The organism is Curvibacter sp. Hmag1.1 (assembly GCF_059769165.1).
Window position 1 is genome coordinate 273871 of sequence record NZ_JBMBGX010000002.1, and the last position, 23169, is coordinate 297039.

Consider the following 23169-nt stretch of genomic DNA (forward strand, 5'->3'; position numbering starts at 1 on the left):
TGAGAATTTTCACTACCAGGAGTTGACTCATACGGATCTTGTGGGAATATTTTTATATGATTAGTCATATTTGCACTTTCGTTTACGCAGCATGATTTTTCTTCATGAAAGGTCCAATGAGTTTAGAAAGAACAAGGCCCAGTAGGTCTGAACTCTGGGCTGACCCTTTATCTTTCCTCTCCTTTTGAACAAAGAAAAGTTGATGAAATGCTTGCTTTTCCATCGTGTGACTCAGGTACCGTTTAGCAATACTTTTACGGATTGTGGATCGGCTAGTACGGGGCACTTCCATTAATTTATCAGGAGCTTTTTATAGTGAAATTCCTCTTCTTTGCACTATTCGTTTCGATGACGTTACCAGTTCAAGCTGACCATGAGTCAGCCGAAAGAATTCTGGAACAAGTCAAACAATATGCATCACGCACATACACATTCAAGCCTGCAAAAAAAGTGCGTGATTTACCCAGCAGCCAAACAACGATCTCTTCTCGCCATAAATCAGCATTAGAAATTCAGGGTAAAGAAGTTTTCTCTGTTCTATTGTTTGAAGGCGAGGTGTTGGCAAGTGAAAGTTATGCCAACGGTGCCACAGCTGATACGCCGGTAAATATCTATTCTGCAGCTAAAAGCTTCACTGCTCTTGCCGTTGGTGAAGCCTTTTGTGCGGGGAAGATTAAGAGTTTGGATGATGCGGCCCTGATCTATGCTCCGTCGCTCGAAGGGACCGCTTACGGCGCCGCCAGCATTCGCCACCTGTTGGGCTACACAAGTGGCGCCAAAGACCCAGGCGGGACAGGGTTTTCAGGAATACACAGTCCCGCTGACTTCACGGCCATGATGCGGCATGAGATTTCTTTACTAGATTTGCTGAAGAAGCATGGCGAGCACAGTCAGTTCAAACAAGGTGAAAAATTTATCTACAACGGTCTCGATTCTGAGGCCCTTAGTATGGTCGTGCGTGGTGCAACCGGTATGGCGTTACCCGCGTGGTTTGAAAACACGGTTTGGCAATTGGCGGGCGGCGAACACACAGGCGCATGGTTTACTGACAAAGACGGTAATGGCGTTGCCGAGGCGTTAGTTTGGTTTACCTCGCGCGATTTTTTGCGTATTGGCTTATACACACTTGAACGACTTACGGGAAAATCAAATGACGCCTGTATGAATACTTTTTTACAAGAAGCCGCACAACCAAGGACTTACAAAGGAGATTATTGGCGTTATCCGGCACCATCTTGGGGTTTAGGTATGCACATTGGTGCAGACAAAAGCGTTTGGTTTATGGGACATGGCGGTCAAAGATTGGCACTTAATCCGAAGACTGGGCGCATTCTGGTAATGAATAGTTTTCGAGAATGGAAAGGTATGGAGGCTGATGTCGTACGTCTTTTCAGTTGGTAAGTCCAAGGACTAGCTGATAAGCCAACTGCACATGGAGTCGGCTTGTTAGATTGGTTGCAGTAAGGTTAAATTTAACATTGATTTTCGCCTATCTTTCAAGCATTTTAAATGCTATCAAGTATTGATTACATGCGACGAACCAAAGCACGAGCTGAAACTAAAGAAGCACGGGTTTAACTTCGTAGGATGCAATGCAATTAGGGGCCTTTCATTTCTCATGAAAATGGGATACAGAATAGAAAGCACCTCCAATACATTTAAATTTCATTACTCAAGAAAATTTAGAAATTTACTATTTATCCAAAAGCACCTTCGGGTGCTTTTTTATTCCCCATTTGACTTTCAACAATAAATTTCGTAAAACAATAGAAGAAATAAAAATGCCCAAGCGGTTAACTCAGGCATTTTAAGTTCTGGAAAGAATAGCTGTGACAGGCTTGACCAGATAAGAATATTAAAACGTATTTAAAATCAAAAGTCAATACAACAACAAAATTAATTCCAGACTTTCGCAAGAAATAAGGAATTTATTATGTATGAAAGTTTTATTGACGCACTACCCGACAAGGTAAGAAGTGCCGAGTTTAAGGATGATGGCACGAGATTCAGAAGAAAGGAAAAGGCTCTTGCCTATCGTTATGTCGAGCTTAATCAACTCTACAAAAAATTCATTGCCTTGGATATAGACAAGCCAGCATCAGCATTTCTTTGGGATGAGCGAGGACTACCACCGCCCACCTTTGTAATTATCAATCCCAAAAACACGCACTGCCACTATCTGTATGAGCTGAAGACACCGATCTACTACACAGAGCAAGCACGTAGAGCCCCCCAGAAGTTCTATGAAGCAACAGACATTGCTTTGACCCACATGCTGGGTGCGGATCTGGGATTCACTGGCCACCTTGTCAAGAACCCCATTCACCCAGATTGGCGCACGATTTTCCACAGCGCCAGGTATGACCTAGAAGACTTCCAGGACTATGGTGTTGATCTCAGGGCATACAAGCGCAAACTGGCCTTGCAAGACTCAGGCATTGGCAGAAACACCACCTTGTTTGACACCCTTAGACACTGGGCATATGTAGAGGTCAAGAATTACCCTTCCCTTGCTGCTTTTCAAGCTTCTGTTGATACCAAGGCACTGACTATCAACGGTCACTTCCTAGACCATTTAAACGGTGCTCTTCCAGCAAAAGAAGTGCTTTCAACAGCGAAGTCTGTAGGCAAGTGGACTTGGAAACATAGAGCCAGCATTGGCACCCAGAAGAACAGAGGTGTTCTTGAGCTTCCAGAAGATATGCCTATCAAGGAAAAGCAGGCCCAAGGTGCAGCCTATACCAATGTGGTTAGAACTGAGTGTGTAGACGACAAAATTAAGCAGGCGATTCATACATGCAAGCAAAGAGGGCTCCAAGTTACTTCCGGAAATCTAGAGAAATGTGGTCTTGCAGGAAGCACTTTTAGAAAGCATAGAGAGGCAACTAACAATTGGATTAGACTTTTAGCATGAAGATTTTTATATCTATATGTCTAGTTATTTAGTGCCACTACGGTGTATATCAGATAGTTACCCCATCTATTGGGGTCATTGAGCAAAGAAAATTCCGAAGGACTTTATTCAAAAATTGAGTTTCCCGCCAGGGTTTCAATTGCATATAACATGTCCGAAGGACAAACTTCAATAGAAGTAAAAAATTGCGCCACGTACAACAGTTGACATTTAATTATCTTGCGCTAATTTAATATAAGCATCGGTTTCAAATCCCTGTTTAGACGGTGTGACATTTTTTATTATTATTAAGCACGAGAAATCCCAGAAATGGGATTTTCTCATTTCCCTTGACTTTTGCTTTTATTTCTTTAAATGTATTCAAAAGGAATTGAACGCAATGGAACACGCAGATAAACCCAAGAACAAAAAGAAGGATCTTGAGTATTTACTTAAAGGCATTGACTTGAAATCCATTCAATTGGAAATCGATATTCGCAATGGATCAAAAAAGGTCGAAAATCTTTTTTGGCTCATATGCATTCTTTTTGCTACTGGCTCTCTGTGCATCATCTTTCTTTTCTTGCACCAATACAAATACATTTAACAAAGGTAATACTATGAAAACAACAACAGCCGCTTTACTATCCATTCTTGCTTTCAACATCTACGCTCAAGACACTCAAAAGAAAGCCACTGAAGAGCCTTTAATCATTCAAAGCAGCCAAGGCAGAGTAGAAATAAAAAATCCTTCTAGGTGCACACAGCATAGATCCGACAAGGGTCCTATCGCAATCAACTGTGATAGTCAATGCAAGCAGACTACTGACAGCAAAGATGGCAAAGTCTTAATTCAATGCTGATTGACAGATAAATTCAGAAAAGAAAAAGCACCTAAAAAGGTGCTTCGTCTTTTTATAAACTGTTTCAATGCTATGCTTCTAAGTGAGCCCACAAGAGGCTTCCCCATCAAGATCCGCTTGATGATGAGAAAAAGGAGTCAGAATGAAAACAACAAAATCATTCTCCAAAATAGCATTGAAAGCCTTGTTTATACTTTTAATGTTATTGACCTGTGCTAACGCCTGGTAAATAAACAACTGGGGGAGTACTGTTAACGCAGTGCTGCCCCTTTTATTTCTATTAAATAAATTACCTGTTGTCAAGGATGCTTTTTAGGCAAAAAATGTATTTCCGCACTTGTGGCAAAAGAAACCGCTGTCATACAAAGCTTTCCATTTTGGATACTGATCCTTGTAGGCAGCGGACTTCTTGCTGTAGCCCCAAAATGAATAAGCAAAGAAGGCCCAAACTGCAAGGCTCGCATAGCGGAAACCAGCATCAGGCCCATGCGCTGCCAGCCAAGGTGAAGTAGCCAGCGCAATAAGCCCAATGGCAATCTCAGCCCACAAGGCCGGCTTCCTTGGCATGCTGAACCGTGACGCCAATGTTGTATGACTTGTACCGTTGCCAGTTCCTACGAAAGTGCCACCACCACCAGTGCCAACACCCACACCTGTCATAGAGCCGCTGCTGTAGGTGCTTCCAGTTTGCACAATCACTTTGACGGCTTGAACATGTTCACCGCCACACTTTGGACATTGAATTCCCATTTTTTTCCTTAAACGGTTACAAAACACAATCAACCCATATGGTTGATATACAACTTTAAAGCCAACCATACCGAATGGTTGACAAAGAACCTTATAGGTTTATTTTCCTAGCGACATTTAAATTTCAATCATCGCCTTCCGCCGAAATAAACTCATGCCAAAGCTTAAAAAGTCCTGAATACGATTCAATGGCAATCTTGCAGAATTCCGGGTTCTCGACCAGGAATTGAAACAATGAATATTTGTCGGGCTCAATGTTCAAGCCTTCCTTTTTTACATCAATCACCGCGTCTTCAAAAAATGGAGGTGGGCCGATAATGATTAAACTGGGATAAGCCAAAGCAATCATTGTTTCACCAATGACTGTATTAGTATCTTTACGGAATTTCGGCTTAATATGCTTCTCAAAAAATGAAACGTGTTTTTTCATATTTCTCACCTTCACATTTTTTATTCATTTGAAATGCAGCCAAGAATTGGCCGCACTTGCTTCATGAATTTATTGTTTGCTGCAAAGGGAAATACCTTTGACACTCTGGTTTTCAATGGCCATGAGGCTTGCAGACATTGGAAGAATCAGCGTGCCACGGTTTTGATAGGTGGTCACAACGTAGCTTGGAAATGAAAGCAATCCACCATTGGAAGAATTGACCGAATTGAAGGACAGTGTTTCAGCCCATGAACTGGGGGTTTCATTCGGATTGCTGACAGTGTTTGTTGTGCCATTGATAGCCAATGTCGCAACCCCATTGCTCGTGTCACACTTCCATGAGCCATCAAGCTCAGTTCCTGCCAAGGTCTGGGCCTTCACAGCGTAGAAATTGCCAACCCGGACCGTTGAGCTTGTTCCGTTGTCACCATTGCCGAAACGGTCGATCAGCAGCACCGTTCCCAAATTTCCGTTTTGCACCATCAAATTGCCCCAGTCATGGGCTTGGTTGTCACTACCCATGGCCGTCAACTTATAGAAGCCACCATTGGTGCCAGTCTCTTTGGCAAGGCTGATCGTGGCCTTCTGAGGTGTTGCTGCATCGGTGGTGTCAACGTCCACGCAACCTCCCGCGGAGTCCACTTTGCCGCCCACACAGAACGTGGCAGTTGTGCCATCGTTGGAAATCAAGATCTGACCGGCAAAGAACTCAGAATTGGCACTTGTGCCCTTGTCGCGGGTGGTGCCCATAAAGGAATAGGTGCCGGCAAGTTTTGTTGCATCACTTACTTGGTAGGGGGTACCTGACACAGTTGCCGTCTGACTGCCTACCGTCATGCTGCCAACCAGCGCACCCGTGCGGGTGTCTTGAGACAAGTTGACTTTCTTCGCCAATGCATAGGTCACAAAGTCACCAGACACGGTACGGTTCAAGGTGCCAGTTTCCTGAGTCAGGCCATAAAGCGAATTGTTGGGTGTCAGGGTGTAGGCGCCGGTGGCCTTGACCACTGACAAGCGCCATGTATCACCAATGCTGGCCAGAACGTCAAAAGACTCTGTAGTCGTATCGGTGGAAATCTCAGAAGCCCCCAAGGAAGCAAGATTGCTTGCTGCACTGCTGGACACAGTTGGTTTGGTGTCTGGTTGTGGACTGCTACCACCTCCGCCACCTCCACATGCCACGAGCACGGAGCAAAGAAGCGAAGCTGCGTAAAGACGCATTGGATTCATTATCATCCCCAAAAGTTAAAAATCAACGCCAAAGGTTGATCCTCGACTCTAACGCATGTTGCGCTTTAAACGCTGATAGACGACGCTATAGGTTGATCTTTTTTCTGGAAACTGCTTTGAAGACAACAAACCAACATGGCGATCTCTACAAGAGCATAGGACGCACCTTGCAGCTCCGCAGAGAGGCAACCTCCATGAATCAAGATGAGGTTGGGTTGGCCATCGGGATAGGAAAAGAGGCTGTTAGTCGTATGGAGCGCGGCATCACCATGCCAACTGTCCAGCGACTCGCTGAACTTGCCGACCTCTACAAGTGCGGCATTGACGAGCTACTGATAGAAAGCAGCACCAGGACTAACGACCAGGCAGAGCTGATCTCAAAAATCATGAACACCCTGCCTGACGCTGACAGGGCCATGATTGTCGAAGTCGTGCAAAGAATTGCTGAGCGCCTAAAGCACCACCTTTAACTTAAACAGTTTCAAGCCTTGACTTGTGGCCACAACGTGGCTACAATATATCAGATTGATATAGGGGATTGAAAATGGATGCAGTTGTAAAAGCCAGGGTTGATTCAGAAGATAGAGATGCAGCTATTGCAGTTCTAGAAAGTCTAGGACTTAGATTGTCAGATCTGATTCGTATGACAATTGTTCAGACTGCCAAATTGAAGACTTTGCCGTTTAAAACCCAAATCAGCAAATCCAATGCCTTAGCAATTAATGAAGTTAACAATGGTAAAGCGATCAGGATAAGCAGGGTCGTTGATATTGAAATTCCATCTAAAAAGAAGGAAAGACTTCTGAAAGAAATTGCGTGAGGGATCTCTTCTCTACAACTGTCTTTCAAAAAGATTTGAAAAGAGAGTATTCATCTTTTTCTACCGATGAAAAAAGCAAACAACTTCGGAGAGAGCTTGCGCTAGTGATTGGACGACTCATGTTTGATGTTTCATTGGAAATCCATCACAAAGATCATCGGCTTACTGGCAATTGGAATGGGTACAGAGACTGTCATGTATTTAATAATCTTGTGCTGATTTATAGGAAGTTTGACAAGAAAGACATGAATAAAAATTATGGTGAAAATGCCATTGTTTTTGCGAGATTGGGATCGCACTCTGAACTCGATTTATGAAAAGAATAAGTTAATGTAGTCAAATTGGGAGAAGCCTGTTAACACCCTACAAATGCGGCATTGACGAACTACTGATTGAGAGCAGCACCAGGACTAATGACCAGGCAGAGCTGATCTCAAAAATCATGAACACCCTGCCCGACGCTGACAGGGCCATGATTGTTGAAGTTGTGCAGCGAATTGCTGAACGGCTTAAGCACCACCTCTAAGCCAGTCACGAGGATTGACATTGGGCCCCCAAATGCTAAGATGAATCTGTAGGAATCTTTTCATGACACACACAATTCTTAAGTATGTAGGTCTTCCAGCTACGCAGCCGCGTCAGACTGCGGGACCTGTTGTGCGTGCTGTTCCTACACTGTCAGAGGCCGACGTTAAAGCACTGGACTCCATCAGATCCAGTGGCATGTTCACTCTTGAGAAATCCGCCGGAATGTATGCCGGTGTGACAAGATTGCGCCCCCAAAAATAGTCAGGGGCCGATGGTTAATGTCAGGATGACGAGCCAGCTAACGCTGAAGCTCCAAGGAAGTCAATTAACTCCAAATTTGCTTATCACGCGCTTCAAAGAGTGGAAGCTTGGGGGCGAGTATGGCAGTTACTGGTTTGGTCAAACCAAAACAGAAAATGACCTCACCCATACACATATGGCCCCGGTCACTCCCGGTGAGACTAAAGATAAGTGGGATTATTTCTGGTCACAGCGACAGCCCCACAGAAGGCGCAGCGATTGCTATGTGCTTTATGCCTACGAAAAAAATCACGGCTATCTACTCATAGATGTGATTTTCGATCCTGGTGCCCATGACTTATGGAAGCCGGAAGCGAAGCAGCAATTGCTGAATTATGAAATTGTTGCAGACAACTTCGTGTTTGCAGGAACCGTTCCGTAAGAGCATTGTTGAACAGCGTACGCACCACCTGTCGGTAAAAGCTAAATAAATATTTACATGACTGACCTAAATATTAAAGATTGCAATGAAAATTGCAGACAGAAATATTCTTCCATAGCAGAAAGCGACCTAATAGCTAAAATCATAAAGCTTGCGCCTACTGAAAATGAGTTTCACCTAAAAGCAAATGTTCCGAAAGAAGGATTGCTTGCAAAATTATGTGCCATTGAATGCGGTCACATCGAACAGGGATGGGGGTCTTGACAATCGTTCTTTGCATGTTAAATATGGAGAATGAGAAAAATAATTTATCGATTACCTTTAATATTTTGGATGTGGCTAGTTAGGCGCGAATGGAAGCCAAAAAAATTTCTATTCCTTGAGGCTGACTTAGATGGAAGTAAAGAGTTCTGCATTAAATGGGCGAAAGACAGAATTGGAATCGCTCACTGGTGCCCAGAGGTTTGGGGACTTCCAGTATGGATGATGAATCTCTACCTAAAGTCTCTGGATTAAAAAAAGCACTTACGGGTGCTTTTTTTATTCAAGCCCCCTTCACGCTTGGTGTCTGAACCCCAAGGTATTTCTTTCTCATGGCCAGCATAGTGACTACAGGCTTTTGGGCGCTGACTCCAACCAACAAAGCTTCTTGAGGCACTTCCCTTCCATTGAGGTACCAAGCCAAGGTGCCATCAATTCCAACCAAGGCTGGACCGTCCTCACGGTGAACTAAGCCATTAATGTACCAAGCTTGAGCACCGTTCATGAACTCAATGGCTGGACCACCAATTCGGTGTCTCTGACCATTGAGATACCAGGAATGGCTTCCGTCTGAAAATATCACAGCAGGACCACCTTTACGGTGCCTTCTGCCACGCATCCACCATTCCTTCCCACCGTCGGCCCATTCCACAGCAGGCCCATCCTCACGGTGCAATTCCCCAAATAGATACCAAGACACCGAACCATCGGATTCGGTGCAGGCAGGACCGTCTTCACGGTGAAGCTGGTCATTGAAATACCAGTATTCAACCCCCTCTTCCATATATTTTCCATTTTTCATTTCAATTTTCCTTCAAAGCTTTTTCAATTACAAAAAAAACAAATAAAAGTCAAATATAGAGCGCAACCCAACGTGCCACGTAGGATCACGACGCACTGCTTCATGTACTTAATTTTCTAAAAATATAAAAATACAACCATGCCAACAACAAATCAAATCAATGAAATAAGTCATTAATTTGAGTGGCCAAATTTAAATTAAAAGGAAATTAGTATGAGTATCAGCATCAAGTTCGCAACAATCCCAAATGGCTGCATTTCTACAGAGCAATATTTGAAGTCAAAGATGTTTAAAGAAACAGTGAAAAAATTAAAGCATCAAAATATTACAGTAGAGCAAAAATTGCCAACCATCCTATTGGGCTATCAAATTCTTGATATGAAGGCTCAAGTTCAAGTGTTGGGATACGAAGAATATTTCAACACAAATGAAGGCGATGAAGTTCTCGTTGATTTCGGAATCAAAATTCTCACACACCGTTACGATGAAATTATTAAAAATCTCAGCGCCGAAGATAAAGCAATGTTTCTTGAAATTTTATCTAAATAAGGAGACGAACAATGAACAAACATTTCGAAATGAATTGCCTTGAATTCTGCATCGGAGGTATGAATCAAAAATTAATTGATTTCTCAAACACCAATGATGGAAAGAATAGTTTGAAATTTATCAAGCATATGGGTTCAACTTCATTTGAAAGAATCCGTGAAAATGTGGTTCTATACAACTCAGTCTTTCTTGCACAAGCAATGGCCGAGACTATTGGGATCAGTTTGAATCAACATACAGCATGGACATTGATGAATGCCCCTTCTTTCAACACCTTTCATAAAGAGTTGATCGAAACCATCAATCGAAACTTCGGAATGTTGATGTCAAAATTGACACGAAAGCAACGACGAAAACTTGAAGCTCTTGTTGCATAAAATAAAGCACCCATCGAAATATGGGTGCTTTTTCAGTTAAATTCATATGAATTTAACTATCAAGCAACACCCATGAGCAGGCAAGTTCAAATCAACAAGATCGTTGGCCGACTGGTTGCCAAGAAGCGCGAAGCAGTGTCATTGACACAAGAAGACGTAGCAGGTCGGCTCAACCTGAACACCGAGAGTTACGGACGCATTGAGAGGGGTGTAACACCTCTAACAGTCTCTCGCCTGGTCAAGCTGGCCACACTATTTCAATGTGGAATAGACGAACTTGTACTTGAAACCAGCACAGGATTGACAGGACAAGCCCAGTACATTGCGAACATGCTAGACGGTGTATCCAGCAGCGACAGAGATGAAATCGTCAAGATTGTTGAGAAGATATGCGCCCTGTCCCACAAGAAGCATTTAAAGAGCATTAAGCCTTATTGAGTCGCCCTAGAAATCTATGTTTTCAAAAAACATTCAAGAAATTTTCAATTAAAACCTTCCGTCTAGAAATTTTCGTTTACCTGTTGACTATAAATTTATCTTTGATATAAATATTAGCAACAGGAGAAATTATGAAAGATAAAACAACTATAAAATTTGATTCATCCCAACGAATCTACTTTGAGGTAAAGTCTGGGATTAACACACCCACATTTAGGCAAACTTTACATATCTCAGCCACCGAAGATCCATTCTTTGAAAATGAATCTAGTTTTGGCGATCTTCTAGATTTGGCCATCAAGGGAAATACTGTTTTCAATGGAACGATTAGATCAGAAGACAGAAAATATCTATTAGATGGCTTTAATGCTTTGCAAAAAATCATTTACGAAAAGAAGAAGCAAGTTGAAGCGATTCCAGCGTTCGGAGAAGTCAAACAGATCAAGTTCAAACCGTAAAAAAAGCACCTTCGAGGTGCTTTTTATGGAGTTGGAAGGGTCGTACCGCTACTTCTAGATTTTCGCAAAAATTGAATAAGGTCGTCGACTCCCCATTGGGACGACTTCAAGCAATCGTATATCCATTCAAGTTCTTCATCAGTTAAATTGGAAATATCGGCTGACACTTTATCAATCGCCTTCTTCATAATTCTTTCTTGGAACACTAGATCTGCTATCAGATACCAAGGCAGATTGAGACCCATTGAACACAAGTTTTTAATTTTTAGTGTCTCTTCTGAAGTGACGGGCTCAAAAGGCAACACCAGCTTTTTTAATTTACGAATGGCTCTCTTCTCACAATTCATCGCTTCAAACCATTTAACCAATTTATTCCATAAATTTCCCCACCATCTCATACGCCGATCTCCTATTTGAGAAAAACATACGAAATCAAAGGCAAGTGTCAACCTCTTATTTAAACTAATTACTCTTACTTTAATCTTATTGAATCAAGGCTTACTATTTTTCGGCGTTTAATTATTTCATTGATCTCTGGAGTTAGGGTCTTTTCCCACTCCAACATGGCAGCTGACACTAAGCATCCTTCAAACCAGTATTCTTCAACTCGATTCTCACCACTACCTTTAATGACAGCAGGCCCATCCTCACGGTGAAGCAGTCCATTCTTTTTCCAAGCTTTCACATTGTTATTTACAACGCACTTTAATTCTTGCTTAATTTCACGACTCCAAGAAAAGAAAATCATTTTTTGTCTGGCGTGTTCTTCCAAGTTTGATTTATGCCGGTAATGTCCGGTCAAACTTCTCTGGATTTAGCTGGACATTGAACAATATGAGCAGGTCATTTCGACTAAGGCAAATCGTAGGACAGCGGATCGCCCAGAAATTCACCAGACGTTGAGTGACTACTCCGTCTTGCCGAGATTTTGGATGATCTATTGCAGATCTAGTGCCTTAAACCAGCACAGCATTGCTATCGAGCAGAAATTGAGTAGTTATCTCCTGCTGAAGACGGTTTATCTTCGTCCTCCAAGACAAACACACACTGCGAAAGATACTGCTCAACTTCAGGCCAGGCGCTTTGGTGGTCAAAAAACTGACGCACTTTCTTGCCTGCATCAATCACATCAGGGTCATTCAGCTGAACCTGCATTTGTGCGCTCTTGTTAGAGTCGGAGTCCTTGTGCTTTGCATGATCTTGCTTGGCATACGAATGGAACTCACGCACTTGGCCAAACAACGGAGATGACCCATTCAAACACGTCTGCCCATATACTGGTTCTTTTCGATCAACATGCCCTTGCGCGAAACTGTCTTGAACCAAATGCATCAGACTGCCTAGGGCCAGTGCCTTTACATGGGGACGTAGCCACGGACGGCCCATCGTGAACAAGTCTTGCACTGTGTGGCCATTGGAAAAATGCGTTCTCCAACCATCAATTGGAATATCACGCAGAGGTGTGTCCAAACGGTACTTGCCTTCCACAACGCCCCACGTAAACTGAGCCCACATCAAGATTTTTGCTTTGGTAACGCTGGCAGGTTCTCCATCCTCAGAAGCCATTGCGTGCAAGAACTGCAGATCCCCAAAGTGCGAACGGGTCAGATATGAGCCTTTGCCTGGCTGTTTGAAATAGGTCGGATCTGCTGCTGATTTTTTTTCAGCATCGCGAAACAATCCCACCCAGCATCGTGTTTGAGTTATGAAGCTGACGGTATCTTTTGTGTTGCAAGGCAAATTAGTGGCTTCGCCCGGTGTCAGCATAAATACCGGGTCATCATTCCATCGCAGACCGGCTATGACATAGGGGCCCGCGTATTCCAAATCGGAATCCGCGCAATCATTCCAGTCCCCATCACAGCCAAAGATTCTCTGCGTAAGCGTTTCATGCACCGGATCTGAGAAGTTGTGCAACGCGGATTCACTTATAGCAATTTCTGCCCTGATCATTGTCCCCCACCGCTTTGCAAATTTACGCTCAGCTTGGGTTCCCACGGGGGACAGCTGATGGGCGAAGGCGTGCGCCGTGAGCAACGTGAGCATTGACGCGATGATGAGCTTAGATTTCATGATGAAGCAGGTAGGAAGTTGAGGGGGAGCTTTCGAGCCTGACGGCCACTTTTTTACGTATTCCAGGAATAAATGCGCTTTATCTTTCTAGCCGAGTACATGCAATAGAAACCAAACGCAGTCACCATAATCACAGGATGTGAAGCCAACGCCTGTTTCTGGACTGAACCAGTTTGGCAGTCAAAACGCGCGGTTACTTTCCCCGATTAAGTTTTTAACAGACGGCCGATTACGGTAGGGCAAATTGGTGAAACGAAAGCCCGCCATTGTTCACAGGAAGACAGTTTTAATCATCTCACTTCCGACCATAACCGAGAGAACAACGTCAATCGCCCTTTTCTTGACTTAGAGGTAGCACGGTAGAAAGTCTGGCTCTACCAAGGGATTACAGCGTGAAATGGCGACACTGTTTCAATGTGGCATCGATGACCTAGTACTTGAAACATGCACAGGATTGACAGGACAAGCCCAATACATTGCGAATATGTTAGACGGTGTATCCAACAGCGACAGAGATGAAATCATTAAAATTGTTGAGAAGATATGCGCCCTTTCCCACAAGAATGATTTAAAGAGTGTTAAACCATATTGAGTCTCCGTGAAAATCTAAACCTTCAAGGCTTGCTTACTAACAAGTGTTCTTCGTAAAGCCGAATACAGTGGCATTTTCGTCATCCACCTCGATACACTCAATAGGAAAGTCGGGCATGATTTTTCCATCGGACACTAGTTTTTGAAGTCCACGCAGGCGTAGACCATCGTCTTTTACAGAGTACAACCCTGTTTCGCAATTTCGTGACACCTGCAATGCATTGAGCTGGCCTTGTGCCAAGAGTATTTCTGCTATCTCAGTGAGATTCTGTTCCGAAATTGGCGTTGAACGCACCTGTTCTTTAGCTAGTACAAGTTTGTTCAAGGGAACATAAGCGGAAGCGCGCGATTGTGGAATTTCCGTGAAATTCGCAATGGTTGCAATTTGTAGTGTCACTGTAGGTTTCTAAATACCGCCTTCATTTTGTGCGGCGACATTTTTCTGAAATTCACCATCAAATAAATAAATGCGTAGTGCCCAAGCCGCTGACGAATTCCACACCCCGATCAAAGGATCATCTATTTACGTCGCCAACTTAGGCCCCTTAACAATGACGAGCGACACCGTTGCAGTGTCTTAAAGTACCCGCCGAAACTGCACACTAGGTGCAGTGGTCACAACAATCAGTGATGTAAGGCAGTACTAGCATTAGTCGGGCAACACAGCGGAAGCGATCAAACGGCGAACAATTGCATCCCCATACTCGATACCTCGTTGTTCAAAAGCAGTAGATGCCGCGTCTTCGTTGTCGGAAGACAATCTTTCACGAACAACCATGTTGGATTCATTTTTTACATCGAAATACTCAGTCCAATGAACAGGCACTTGATGGCTGCGTCCGTCACCGCCTCGCACAGCAACATAGTCCACTCGTTCAACACTTCTGTACCCCGCAGCCGTCACGCGCACACGCTGCACTCCGTCTGACTCAACTGTAGCGACGGTCTTCAAGATACTCCGAGTAACGCATTCCGCGTGTTTGAACTTGGACTCGCCGTGGTAATTGGCAACTGACTCATGCTCCCAAAAGCACGACCTGCTGGAGTATGTATCCTTGTAGATATCTGAGTGAGGACGGTGCTGTTGATACAGCGGAATAGCAAGCAGTGGAGCAATTCCGAAATAAAAAGATCGGAAAAAATCATTGTGGTAGCCGTTGAAAAAAACACGTGCTTGGGCCAGCTCATAGAAGTGGAACTTCTCCGGCTCCATCCCAATGTCGGTATGCCGCATGTGCGCAGGCTCCACCACATTAATCATGTACTTCTTCTCAAAGCTGAAGTCATCGCCGTATCCAACTTGACTGTCTTTAAGTAACTTCAACATTTCCTGCTGTGCCAAAGGTGTGAACAACAAGCGGAACTGCACCTCGTGGTTGCGATTCGTTGCATCAAACAACGCATCGAATTCCCGGTTGGCCATTACCGTAAAGGTATTTCCTTCGGCCATGTCACGAGACTTGCTTTCCAGCCTCTTGATAGCCATATTTTTTCGGATCTTGTCAAAGAAACCATTGTCCAACTTCGAAAGCTTGGACGGCCTACGGTTGAAAACAAGATCAGGTGCGGCTTCATTGCCATATACAATGAAGGTCTGGTTTTCATATTCAGGATATGGGTGTTCAACTGACGCGCGAAGCGTTTCATGGCGTGTCTCCGTCCGCCACTTACCGTCGGAGCCACGAACCTGCTCCGTCCAACTTATTTGCAACGACCCGTGATAGGTCTTGCAACCCATCCAATGTGACAGAGTGCGCGCCAAGATGAATGGGTTGCCGTTGATAACACCTGTATGGGAGCAGACTATCGAATGTTCATTCCCTAGCTCGCCAGACCAACCAAAGGTGTCACGAAGTTCTGCCAACCGGCCATTGGTGAAGTACGGATCGAATGCAATACGCGGAACAGTCTTTTGCATCAACTTAGCCAGGATATCCCAGTCAAACAAGCGATTGAGTGGTGCCATTTGTCCCCAAGCTTCAGCGCGCATCTCTCCGCAGGCTCGCTCTAAATCTTTTGCCCTCGCTTGGGAATCGTTAATGATCTTATTCAACCAATAAATCAAAGGTGCAATCACTGTAGCCGGCACAATCAGCCACCACCAGGAATAGTGCGCCGCAACATACAACAGCGTAAACACTGCTGCCGCGATGACCAAGCCCCGCAAGATCCGCCACCACTTATTGATTGCATTAGCGCCGCCAGCTTGCTGCTCTAATTGCCGAAGCTGCTTAACAGTCTTTGCATTTTCAATTTCATCAACGCCTGATTGCTGAACTAAATCCTCAAAGAAATCAGACGTGTTATTGATGTAAGCAGTCTTGAAATGGGACTGGAACTGCTCCAGCGGTTCATGGATATCGTCTATCAAAAGAAGGTACCCCTTGCAGCAGCCTTAGTCTCAGCTGAAGCTGTAAAAGGAATACGAGTTGTGAAACCAGCCCTAGCAGCAACAATCTGCTTCGTCGGCCAAGAAAAAATTTCTTGATTCCACATTGCAACGGTATCGTTGTACAGGGTACGTGCCGCAGTGATTTCCTTTTGTAGATAGCTGTTTTGTCTCATCGCATCAGCAATGACCGCTTGCGACTGCAGGTCTGGATAGGACTCAAAAGCCACATTGATACGCGAAAAAATTCCGTCAATCTGTTGAGAAGTCTCATTTCGTTTGGAATCAGCACCTCCATCGCGGCCACTCCTATAAGCCGCCACTGACTTCATGACATCTTTATCCACATCGATTGACTTCGCTATCAGCCCAACTACGTTGTTGAGGATGACAACACGCTGTTCCAGATAGTTATCAATCTGAGACGCGTCCGCTTGGATTTTTTGTTGCAACTTGCGCAAATAGGCAAGTGCGTTAATCTTCATGAACAAAAAGATTGGCCCCGGCAAAACACCTATAACCAAAAGCACAATGCTTTCGACTCTTGGCAAGAACCCAGCCACAAGGGAAATAAGACCAGGAATAGCTAATACTGTCCAAAGTGAAATTTCAAACAACAGGGAGCCTATACCGACCGTAACGGGAATTTGCTTGTTGATGACATTTACGTCTCGCCCCTCTTGGTTAATGGGACCAGTTGTTTCGTCCAGATCGTTTGCCATGTTTACCTTTCTCTATAAATTTTTATATAACTAGAGGAAGAGGCTAGGAAAAATTGGCGAAACGAAAGCCCATCATTGTTCACAGGAGGACAGTTTTAGTTATCGCCCACCGAAAAAGAACGAGACGACCACGTTAATCGCCCTTTTTTTGACAAAAAGGTAGGACGGTGGACAGTCTGGCTCTACCGAGGTAATACAGCGCGAAATGGCGACACTGTTTCAATGTGGCATCGATGAACTAGTACTTGAAACCAGCACAGGATTGATAGGACAAGCCCAGTACATTGCGAACATGCTTGATGGCGTATCCAGCAGCGACAGGGATGAAATCGTCAAGATTGTGGAAAAGATATGCGCCCTATCCCACAAGAAGCATATGAAGAGCGTTAAACCGTACTAGATATTGGGATATAGCAATGGAGCAAATTGAAAGATCAAAGAGATATTTAAAAAGAATAGAAAATATTTATGAAGGTATATTTTCTTCATCGGGACACAATAAGCTTGATTACGATGATGATGTAATTTCATTCTTCATTCATTGCTACCACATAAGAGACTGGATCATTCAGCTTAACTTAAAGGGCATAACAGCCGAAGAAATAGACTCCTACATTAATAATCATCATGATTTAAAAATTTGTGCTGATCTGGCTAATGGTTCGAAACATTGCAAACTTACTAGAACCACACGAAGTGGTAGCAAACCACATATAGCAGGAAAAACACGAGAAACCTCTACTTGGTTGACAAGCAGTGGTGGTGGTGAAGTTATGAAATGTGAATACACTATCTTAAGCAACACTCAATTAATCGATGCTTTAGATCTTGCAAGAGAATGTATGAGGCTTTGGGATTTATATGTCAATAACTTAAAAGCCATGCCGTAATTTTACAAAAAACACTCAATAAATGACATGATCACGCGAGTGAGAACGCTCCGTCGTTCCTTAACCACGTGAGGCCGGGGCCGCCACAAGGCGAGTGCGCTGATGGTATTTCAATCACTCTTAGAAATATTGTTTAAATCAAAATCACTTGTAGCTTTTTTTAAATCCTTACCAGCAATTATTAATTTCCTTCTATCCAATAATTCAAGCAAAGGAATTATGTCATCAGCACTACCTTTTTCAATTAATTCTATGAACCACTTTTGCTTAGAGACATAGGCAACTTCATTTTTGCACAGCTCTGCAATTTTTTCTTCAATAGTCATAGACTGACTTGTAGCTATAAATCTCATTGCAAGATATAAAGAATTTGGCACCCTTGCACTTATTCTTGTTTCAACGCTCACCTTCGTTGAACTCATTTTTGTATTTTTCTTCATTGATTTTCTCCTAATTTAATCAATGAATAGCAGCTTAAATTTTGTTGTCAACAGGCATTTAGAAATTCCAGCTTTAGCCTATCATCCTATGCGCATAGGCCAAACATTAATGTTGCGTATTTTTAAATATGGACTGTTAACATTCCAAGTTGTTCATAGGTATCTGATTGAACTGTCCACAATCGGACTGTTAACATCGCAAATTCTTCTAACCCAAAGTATTTACATGTTCACAGTCGGACTTTTAACACTCCAAATTTCGACAGCCTAAACTCAAATAGTTGACTTCTATTTTTGGCCTGCTAATGTATTAAAAAGCACCGTTACTCCTACCCCCTGCAAATTCAAAAAACAGAGAAAAGGGAGATAAAGCAAGGTCAATCAATCCTACGTTATCCCTTTCGGGCTAACTTTAGGTTGAATATCATGGGGTTCCCCCATACCCCCTGCTGCGCGAAGCTCGATAAAAATAACAAAATGGAGGCTTCCAATGGAACCCATAAAAAAAGAAAAAGACCCGACTCTCAAAAAAAGAGCGGGCCAAGCAGGTGTAGAAGCCAATAAAAAAATTCGCACCAAGCGTTTTGAAATCAGATTCACACCTGAAGAATGGATAGCTCTTCAAGGAAGGGCCGCTGAAACTGGCGCTTCTTCTACTGCCATCTGGGCCCGTGCTGTTCTACTTCCAGCACACGATCAATCCAACCAAGAAACCAAAGCAGAGCACAAATTGCGTGTTCAGCTTTTGGCCTCTCTTGGAAAAATTGGTAGCAATATAAATCAGATCGCTCGATCTCTGAATCGCTTGAAAGTTTGGAATGAATCAACCGAAGGAATGTTCAAAGAACTCACCAAGATTCAGGAAGGAGTTCGAACTATTGCAGATCTATTTAAGGGGAAAAAATGAACATAACTATTTTCCCAACTGGCAAAGGAGGTTCAGAATCATCCGTTAAATATTTACTCAGTGAAGTTGATCACGAGAAGAAAAAACGTTCTGTCCTGCCTGAAATTCTCTTTGGCGATCCAAACACCTTTACTGAAATAGCCAACTCCACCAAGAGACAGCACAAGTACACCTCTGGTGTCATCGCCTTTCGTGATAACGAATCTGTCACCCCAGAGCAGATCACGACGCTGATTGAAACCTTCCGCTCAACATTTTTACCAAGTCTGACCGTTGACGAAAACTTTTCTGACTTCTGGGTCATGCACAAAGATAAAGAAAATATTGAACTTCATTTTCTGTACGCCAATACCGAGTTGGCCAGCATGTCTCAATTAAACATTCATCCGCCCGGTGAAAAGAACATTCAGTTTTTCAACACATTTGTGAGCGTAATGAATGACAACTTTGGATTCGCACAAGTGGTGCCCGATCCACTGAAAATCAGTTTAAAACCGTTTGAGGCCAAGTCACCCAATGGGAAAAAGGATAAGAAAGCTAAGGACGATTTTGCCAAGGTTCTTCACTCTGAGATCGTGGGTGGCTTCATTACGAATCGAAATCAGCTCATCGGATACATGAAGAAGAACGGCATGGACATTCCGAAAATTGGTGACGACTTCATCACCGTTCGCCTACCTGGTGCCAAGAAGAACACCCGCTTGAAGGGGCCACTTTTCAGGAGGGATTCAGACTATGCCGCACTGGTGAATGAACACCACCAGTCCAAGATCCCGAAGTTCCTAATCCCTGACGAAGCACAGTCACAAAAAGACAAGCTAACCGACCATATCGAGGCAAGAGCGGCCTTCAATCAGCGCCGATACCTGACACCTAGACCCGGTGCGAAACGCACTCACAAGCCGCTCAAGAAGGCTTCGCATGTAACCAAGGATCATGAAGATAAGCCAGTCCCAACCAATGTGATCCGCAGCGGATTGGAGGAACAGCTTACGCAGTTGAAAGAGCAGTCTGATCCTGCGACCAAACTACCAACGGCTAACCTTCCTCACCACGTTGCACGACGCCAAGATCAGCAAGAGCGTGAAGGACCGTTGTCTGGATTCATGGGTGCTGGTGCAGCACTTGGTGGACTGGAAGCTCAGATTGGCAGTCTATCTATGCAGTATCACAGCCTGCTTCTTCAACTTGCCAGCGCTAAAGGCCAAAGAGCTTCACAGATCAAAAGCCAGCTTATGGCATTGGAGCTGAAGCTGATTGCTTTAAATCTTGAGCTGGAAAAGAAAAAAGCACAGCACAAAGGCGATAAAGATTTAAGGATTAAATAAGCACCTTCATAGTACCCTTTAGACAAATAGTTAAAATCATATGATTTTAACTTGACATTGCATTTACTTCTGCCATTTATATATCAGGAGAAATTAAATGATCAAGAAAGAATCAAATGCATATAAGCAAATAAAGGACAACATAGCTAAGTTGACAATCATTCAGCAGGCCACTGAATTTTCACCTCAAAAACTCGTCCACATACACCTTGTGTATTGCACTGATCTTTTGGAAATAATGGATGTTGAAAAACTCAACGCAAAGAGTTTTTATAAATACTTCATCAAGGAATCTTGCAAGTATTTAAAAGAGAACCAGACCAACAAAGCATATCAAACAATTCTTGAATCAGTCAAAGAAAATTATCTAACCAAGAAATATTTCGGCGCAGATTATTACGAGATAGTCAAAGACTACAAAGAGCAGGAATCACCACTGAAGGAATTCGTTCTTGATGGCTACAAAACCATATTTCCTATTACACCCGACATGAGCAAGGCAGATGTAGCCAGGAGAAATCAGAAACTTGGGAAAATTTCAGTGAAGCACTGGATTGGTGACATTGTGAATTATGAATACTTTCATCAAGCACCTAACTTCATGCAAACGAATGTGAAAAATGCTATTCAAATGGCTGAGATATTTCTTCACAACCTGGTTAGCGACAAGGATCTTGACAGCGAAATCATGAAGCTTTCCAGCAATCTATACCTTGAAGAGAAATTGGCTCCAAAGTCAATTCAGATCAAAAGAAAGCTAGTAAAAATATAGAACCACAACCACAGGAGAATAATATGAAAGAGGGAGTATTTAAAAGCTCAGACAACACCGTTTATTACAAAAACAATCAATTACACCGTGAAGACGGTCCCGCTATTGAATGGGAAAATGGCAGCAAGCATTGGTATTTTCATGGCCTCTTGCATCGCACTGATGGACCCGCTATTGATTTGGTTGCACCGTATCTTGGCTGTACCATTAAAAAATGGTCTATCAATGGCAAATGGCACCGTGAAAATGGCCCTGCCGTTGAATGGGGAACTGGCTACAAGGAATGGTGGATTGACGGTCAACAGCTTAACGAAGACCAATTCAATCAATGGATCAAGGAAAGTCAAGCATAAAAAACCATTAGTCAAGAGCTTTTCAAGAACCTAAGAGAGATGTTGAAGGTACATCATATTGATTTTCTGATAACTCAGACCGCAAACGATGATCCAACAAAACGTGCAAGATATCGCGCATTTTGTCTGGTGTGGCGACGATGCGACCTTGATCGTCAAACTGAATCCCCCATGCTCGCAGCTGATTTATTTCACGTAGCCGCGTCATGTAAGCCGGGTTGTTGTAATAGCCTCTTGCCTTGATAACTGCCATGCGACGAAGATGTGTCGCATTTTTCCCAATAAATGTGTCAAAAACGTCGATGTTGGCTATTGCCGCCGAGAATCCTGGCTCTTGTTTCAACTCAACATACGCTGATTCATAGGTGTCTTTGTGACTAAGCAGCGACTCGAATGCGGGCTTGTTTGCTAAGAATACATGAGAGCCACTCATAAAGAAATCAAAATTCCTTGCTATCGTGAACGACGGATTTTCAACAATGTCCAAGCCCGCCTGACTAAAGACAATATTCATCATTCCTCTTTTCTTGCGAGTTGCCCAATCGGCATTGGTCTTCTTCACGCAATAAATGATTTCATTATCATGGCGCAAGCGGAAAACATATCCTGCGGCGTTATTGAGTTGCTTGACGTTTGTGACCAGACACTCTTCCATAGGTTTATCTACGAGTGTCTTAAGATTAAGGAATAGAGTATCGTCTGAAGACACCGACAAAAAACCATCCTCAGTGGGTTGGCTAAGTAAGCTATAAGCCTCAGAAAATGTGTGACTGCCTTGGTAACTCACCGCCAACGCTTTCAGCTCAGTCTTAAGAGGATCACTCATCACGACAGACACTGCTGAAAATGGATTTACCGCAGAGTTTGTGATGCGCTTTTTAAATATCCAAAGTGAAGCAGCAGATTGGGCAACATCGAAAGCACCAAATGCTTGCAAGTCAATTTCTACTGTCATTTTTCTCCCTTGTGCAAAACGTAGATTCCGTGAATCAGGCATGACTCAAGTTGGTCGCCCGGTTGAATTTGATCTGGTGACAGCGCCTTAACGCACCGCTTCTGCCCTTCGGTCAATATATTGAGTTCATACAGTTGCCAGCCAGTTACCAAAAGGAATGGATTCATAAGAATCTGACCAGAACGATATGTGATTACAAACATCAACAATATAAAGAGCAGAAATCCATAGAACTTTCCTTCTGCACCAAGATCTACTCCCATAAAGGAAACAACGTAGGGGAACACGTAGTTGATAAGATCATTTGGAACAGACTTGGAATCAATAACTTCAAGGTTCGAGTAGGCAGAAAGTCCCTTCATCAGAACGAAGAAAAGTACTAAGCTAAATGCGCATATTGCCAACAGAGTGAGTGCACGGCCTGGATTTGCCAGCTCTGGAAGGTGACATGTGGATATCGTAGCTATTGTACAAATGGGCTCTTTCCACGAAGAGTCTTTGATATCTTGAACGACAAAAATCAAACTCAATGGGAAATATGATCCTAGAAAAAGAATCAAGGCTGGAAGCAGACGCATTTTCATATCGAATCCTCACTCAGAATATGCAGTCGCCATTGAGCGCCGCCGAATACTGGATTTGTACAAAAACTATGCAGGCACTTCGCA

32 protein-coding genes are annotated in these 23169 nt (G+C 43.3%); 16 read left to right on the forward strand and 16 right to left on the reverse strand.

Going from position 1 to position 23169, the window contains the following annotated elements:
* Positions 1-82: 82 nt before the first annotated feature.
* Positions 83-223: a hypothetical protein gene (locus ACOAP0_RS01685; protein ID WP_498375865.1), complete on the reverse strand. Its 141-nt coding sequence runs from the start codon at positions 221-223 to the stop codon at positions 83-85.
* Between the two features lie 92 nt (positions 224-315).
* Between ACOAP0_RS01685 and ACOAP0_RS01690 the strand changes: the two genes are divergently transcribed.
* Positions 316-1401 (forward strand): serine hydrolase domain-containing protein, encoded by a 1086-nt coding sequence (locus ACOAP0_RS01690; RefSeq protein WP_498375863.1) that lies wholly within the window; start codon positions 316-318, stop codon positions 1399-1401.
* Between the two features lie 532 nt (positions 1402-1933).
* Complete coding sequence (locus tag ACOAP0_RS01695) at positions 1934-2914, forward strand: replication initiation protein (RefSeq protein ID WP_498375862.1); 981 nt, start codon at positions 1934-1936, stop codon at positions 2912-2914.
* 484 nt (positions 2915-3398) lie between these two features.
* On the opposite strand, the gene ACOAP0_RS01700 is transcribed toward ACOAP0_RS01695, so the two are convergent.
* The 5 genes from ACOAP0_RS01700 to ACOAP0_RS01720 form a co-directional block, all read right to left on the reverse strand.
* A complete protein-coding gene (locus ACOAP0_RS01700; protein WP_498375861.1) occupies positions 3399-3560 on the reverse strand; it encodes a hypothetical protein in 162 nt (53 codons plus the stop codon).
* Between the two features lie 274 nt (positions 3561-3834).
* Complete coding sequence (locus ACOAP0_RS01705; protein WP_498375860.1) at positions 3835-4059, reverse strand: hypothetical protein; 225 nt, start codon at positions 4057-4059, stop codon at positions 3835-3837.
* A 9-nt stretch (positions 4060-4068) separates the two neighbouring features.
* Entirely contained in the window at positions 4069-4575 is a 507-nt protein-coding gene (locus tag ACOAP0_RS01710; RefSeq protein WP_498375859.1) for a hypothetical protein, read from the reverse strand.
* A gap of 55 nt (positions 4576-4630) precedes the next feature.
* Positions 4631-4936 (reverse strand): hypothetical protein, encoded by a 306-nt coding sequence (locus ACOAP0_RS01715; RefSeq protein ID WP_498375858.1) that lies wholly within the window; start codon positions 4934-4936, stop codon positions 4631-4633.
* Positions 4937-5005: 69 nt separating this feature from the next.
* A complete protein-coding gene (locus ACOAP0_RS01720) occupies positions 5006-6166 on the reverse strand; it encodes a hypothetical protein (protein ID WP_498375856.1) in 1161 nt (386 codons plus the stop codon).
* A 167-nt stretch (positions 6167-6333) separates the two neighbouring features.
* Here ACOAP0_RS01720 and ACOAP0_RS01725 point away from each other — a divergent pair, with 167 nt between their 5' ends.
* From ACOAP0_RS01725 to ACOAP0_RS01745, 5 genes are all read left to right on the forward strand, one after another.
* Positions 6334-6636 carry a helix-turn-helix domain-containing protein gene (locus ACOAP0_RS01725; protein ID WP_498391509.1) on the forward strand — a complete coding sequence of 101 codons (303 nt, stop codon included), beginning with the start codon at positions 6334-6336 and terminating at the stop codon, positions 6634-6636.
* Between the two features lie 74 nt (positions 6637-6710).
* Complete coding sequence (locus tag ACOAP0_RS01730; RefSeq protein WP_498375854.1) at positions 6711-6986, forward strand: type II toxin-antitoxin system RelB/DinJ family antitoxin; 276 nt, start codon at positions 6711-6713, stop codon at positions 6984-6986.
* A complete protein-coding gene (locus ACOAP0_RS01735; protein ID WP_498375853.1) occupies positions 6983-7303 on the forward strand; it encodes a type II toxin-antitoxin system YafQ family toxin in 321 nt (106 codons plus the stop codon). Before ACOAP0_RS01730 ends, ACOAP0_RS01735 begins: the two co-directional genes overlap by 4 nt.
* A gap of 497 nt (positions 7304-7800) precedes the next feature.
* A complete protein-coding gene (locus ACOAP0_RS01740; RefSeq protein ID WP_498375852.1) occupies positions 7801-8196 on the forward strand; it encodes a type II toxin-antitoxin system YafO family toxin in 396 nt (131 codons plus the stop codon).
* 57 nt (positions 8197-8253) lie between these two features.
* Entirely contained in the window at positions 8254-8460 is a 207-nt protein-coding gene (locus ACOAP0_RS01745; RefSeq protein WP_498375851.1) for a hypothetical protein, read from the forward strand.
* Between the two features lie 280 nt (positions 8461-8740).
* On the opposite strand, the gene ACOAP0_RS01750 is transcribed toward ACOAP0_RS01745, so the two are convergent.
* Positions 8741-9259 (reverse strand): hypothetical protein, encoded by a 519-nt coding sequence (locus tag ACOAP0_RS01750; RefSeq protein WP_498375850.1) that lies wholly within the window; start codon positions 9257-9259, stop codon positions 8741-8743.
* 213 nt (positions 9260-9472) lie between these two features.
* Here ACOAP0_RS01750 and ACOAP0_RS01755 point away from each other — a divergent pair, with 213 nt between their 5' ends.
* The 4 genes from ACOAP0_RS01755 to ACOAP0_RS01770 all read left to right on the forward strand — a co-directional run bounded on the left by ACOAP0_RS01755 (position 9473) and on the right by ACOAP0_RS01770 (position 11081).
* Positions 9473-9808, forward strand: coding sequence for a hypothetical protein (locus tag ACOAP0_RS01755; protein ID WP_498375849.1), 336 nt, complete (start codon positions 9473-9475; stop codon positions 9806-9808).
* Positions 9809-9819: 11 nt separating this feature from the next.
* Entirely contained in the window at positions 9820-10185 is a 366-nt protein-coding gene (locus tag ACOAP0_RS01760; protein WP_498375848.1) for a hypothetical protein, read from the forward strand.
* Between the two features lie 72 nt (positions 10186-10257).
* A complete protein-coding gene (locus tag ACOAP0_RS01765; protein ID WP_498375847.1) occupies positions 10258-10623 on the forward strand; it encodes a helix-turn-helix domain-containing protein in 366 nt (121 codons plus the stop codon).
* 131 nt (positions 10624-10754) lie between these two features.
* On the forward strand, positions 10755-11081 hold the full coding sequence (locus ACOAP0_RS01770; RefSeq protein WP_498375846.1) for a hypothetical protein: 327 nt from the start codon (positions 10755-10757) through the stop codon (positions 11079-11081).
* A gap of 23 nt (positions 11082-11104) precedes the next feature.
* Here ACOAP0_RS01770 and ACOAP0_RS01775 read toward each other — a convergent pair whose 3' ends face one another.
* The 6 genes from ACOAP0_RS01775 to ACOAP0_RS01800 all read right to left on the reverse strand — a co-directional run bounded on the left by ACOAP0_RS01775 (position 11105) and on the right by ACOAP0_RS01800 (position 16856).
* Positions 11105-11479 carry a hypothetical protein gene (locus ACOAP0_RS01775; protein WP_498375845.1) on the reverse strand — a complete coding sequence of 125 codons (375 nt, stop codon included), beginning with the start codon at positions 11477-11479 and terminating at the stop codon, positions 11105-11107.
* Between the two features lie 74 nt (positions 11480-11553).
* Positions 11554-11853, reverse strand: a complete 300-nt coding sequence (locus tag ACOAP0_RS01780; protein ID WP_498375844.1) for a hypothetical protein — start codon at positions 11851-11853, stop codon at positions 11554-11556.
* A gap of 203 nt (positions 11854-12056) precedes the next feature.
* Positions 12057-13154 (reverse strand): hypothetical protein, encoded by a 1098-nt coding sequence (locus tag ACOAP0_RS01785; protein WP_498375843.1) that lies wholly within the window; start codon positions 13152-13154, stop codon positions 12057-12059.
* A gap of 628 nt (positions 13155-13782) precedes the next feature.
* Positions 13783-14142 (reverse strand): ParB N-terminal domain-containing protein, encoded by a 360-nt coding sequence (locus ACOAP0_RS01790; protein WP_498375842.1) that lies wholly within the window; start codon positions 14140-14142, stop codon positions 13783-13785.
* 252 nt (positions 14143-14394) lie between these two features.
* Positions 14395-16116, reverse strand: a complete 1722-nt coding sequence (locus ACOAP0_RS01795) for an MAG1210 family protein (protein ID WP_498375840.1) — start codon at positions 16114-16116, stop codon at positions 14395-14397.
* Positions 16113-16856 (reverse strand): LemA family protein, encoded by a 744-nt coding sequence (locus ACOAP0_RS01800; protein WP_498375839.1) that lies wholly within the window; start codon positions 16854-16856, stop codon positions 16113-16115. Before ACOAP0_RS01800 ends, ACOAP0_RS01795 begins: the two co-directional genes overlap by 4 nt.
* A 416-nt stretch (positions 16857-17272) precedes the next feature.
* On the opposite strand from ACOAP0_RS01800, the gene ACOAP0_RS01805 reads away from it, so the two are divergent.
* Complete coding sequence (locus ACOAP0_RS01805; protein WP_498375838.1) at positions 17273-17746, forward strand: hypothetical protein; 474 nt, start codon at positions 17273-17275, stop codon at positions 17744-17746.
* Positions 17747-17856: 110 nt separating this feature from the next.
* On the opposite strand, the gene ACOAP0_RS01810 is transcribed toward ACOAP0_RS01805, so the two are convergent.
* Positions 17857-18186 (reverse strand): hypothetical protein, encoded by a 330-nt coding sequence (locus ACOAP0_RS01810; RefSeq protein ID WP_283225472.1) that lies wholly within the window; start codon positions 18184-18186, stop codon positions 17857-17859.
* Between the two features lie 490 nt (positions 18187-18676).
* On the opposite strand from ACOAP0_RS01810, the gene ACOAP0_RS01815 reads away from it, so the two are divergent.
* The 4 genes from ACOAP0_RS01815 (at position 18677) to ACOAP0_RS01830 (ending at position 21546) form a co-directional block, all read left to right on the forward strand.
* Entirely contained in the window at positions 18677-19093 is a 417-nt protein-coding gene (locus tag ACOAP0_RS01815; protein ID WP_498375837.1) for a plasmid mobilization protein, read from the forward strand.
* Positions 19090-20421 (forward strand): hypothetical protein, encoded by a 1332-nt coding sequence (locus ACOAP0_RS01820; RefSeq protein ID WP_498375836.1) that lies wholly within the window; start codon positions 19090-19092, stop codon positions 20419-20421. Before ACOAP0_RS01815 ends, ACOAP0_RS01820 begins: the two co-directional genes overlap by 4 nt.
* 97 nt (positions 20422-20518) lie before the next feature.
* A complete protein-coding gene (locus ACOAP0_RS01825) occupies positions 20519-21193 on the forward strand; it encodes a hypothetical protein (protein WP_498375835.1) in 675 nt (224 codons plus the stop codon).
* 23 nt (positions 21194-21216) lie between these two features.
* Positions 21217-21546, forward strand: a complete 330-nt coding sequence (locus ACOAP0_RS01830) for a hypothetical protein (RefSeq protein WP_498375834.1) — start codon at positions 21217-21219, stop codon at positions 21544-21546.
* A gap of 22 nt (positions 21547-21568) precedes the next feature.
* Here the strand turns inward: ACOAP0_RS01830 and ACOAP0_RS01835 are convergent, their stop codons facing one another.
* A complete protein-coding gene (locus tag ACOAP0_RS01835) occupies positions 21569-22501 on the reverse strand; it encodes a Kiwa anti-phage protein KwaB-like domain-containing protein (RefSeq protein WP_498375833.1) in 933 nt (310 codons plus the stop codon).
* On the reverse strand, positions 22498-23085 hold the full coding sequence (locus tag ACOAP0_RS01840) for a KwaA family protein (RefSeq protein WP_498375832.1): 588 nt from the start codon (positions 23083-23085) through the stop codon (positions 22498-22500). The genes ACOAP0_RS01835 and ACOAP0_RS01840 overlap by 4 nt, the downstream gene beginning before the upstream one ends.
* Between the last annotated feature and the right edge of the window lie 84 nt (positions 23086-23169).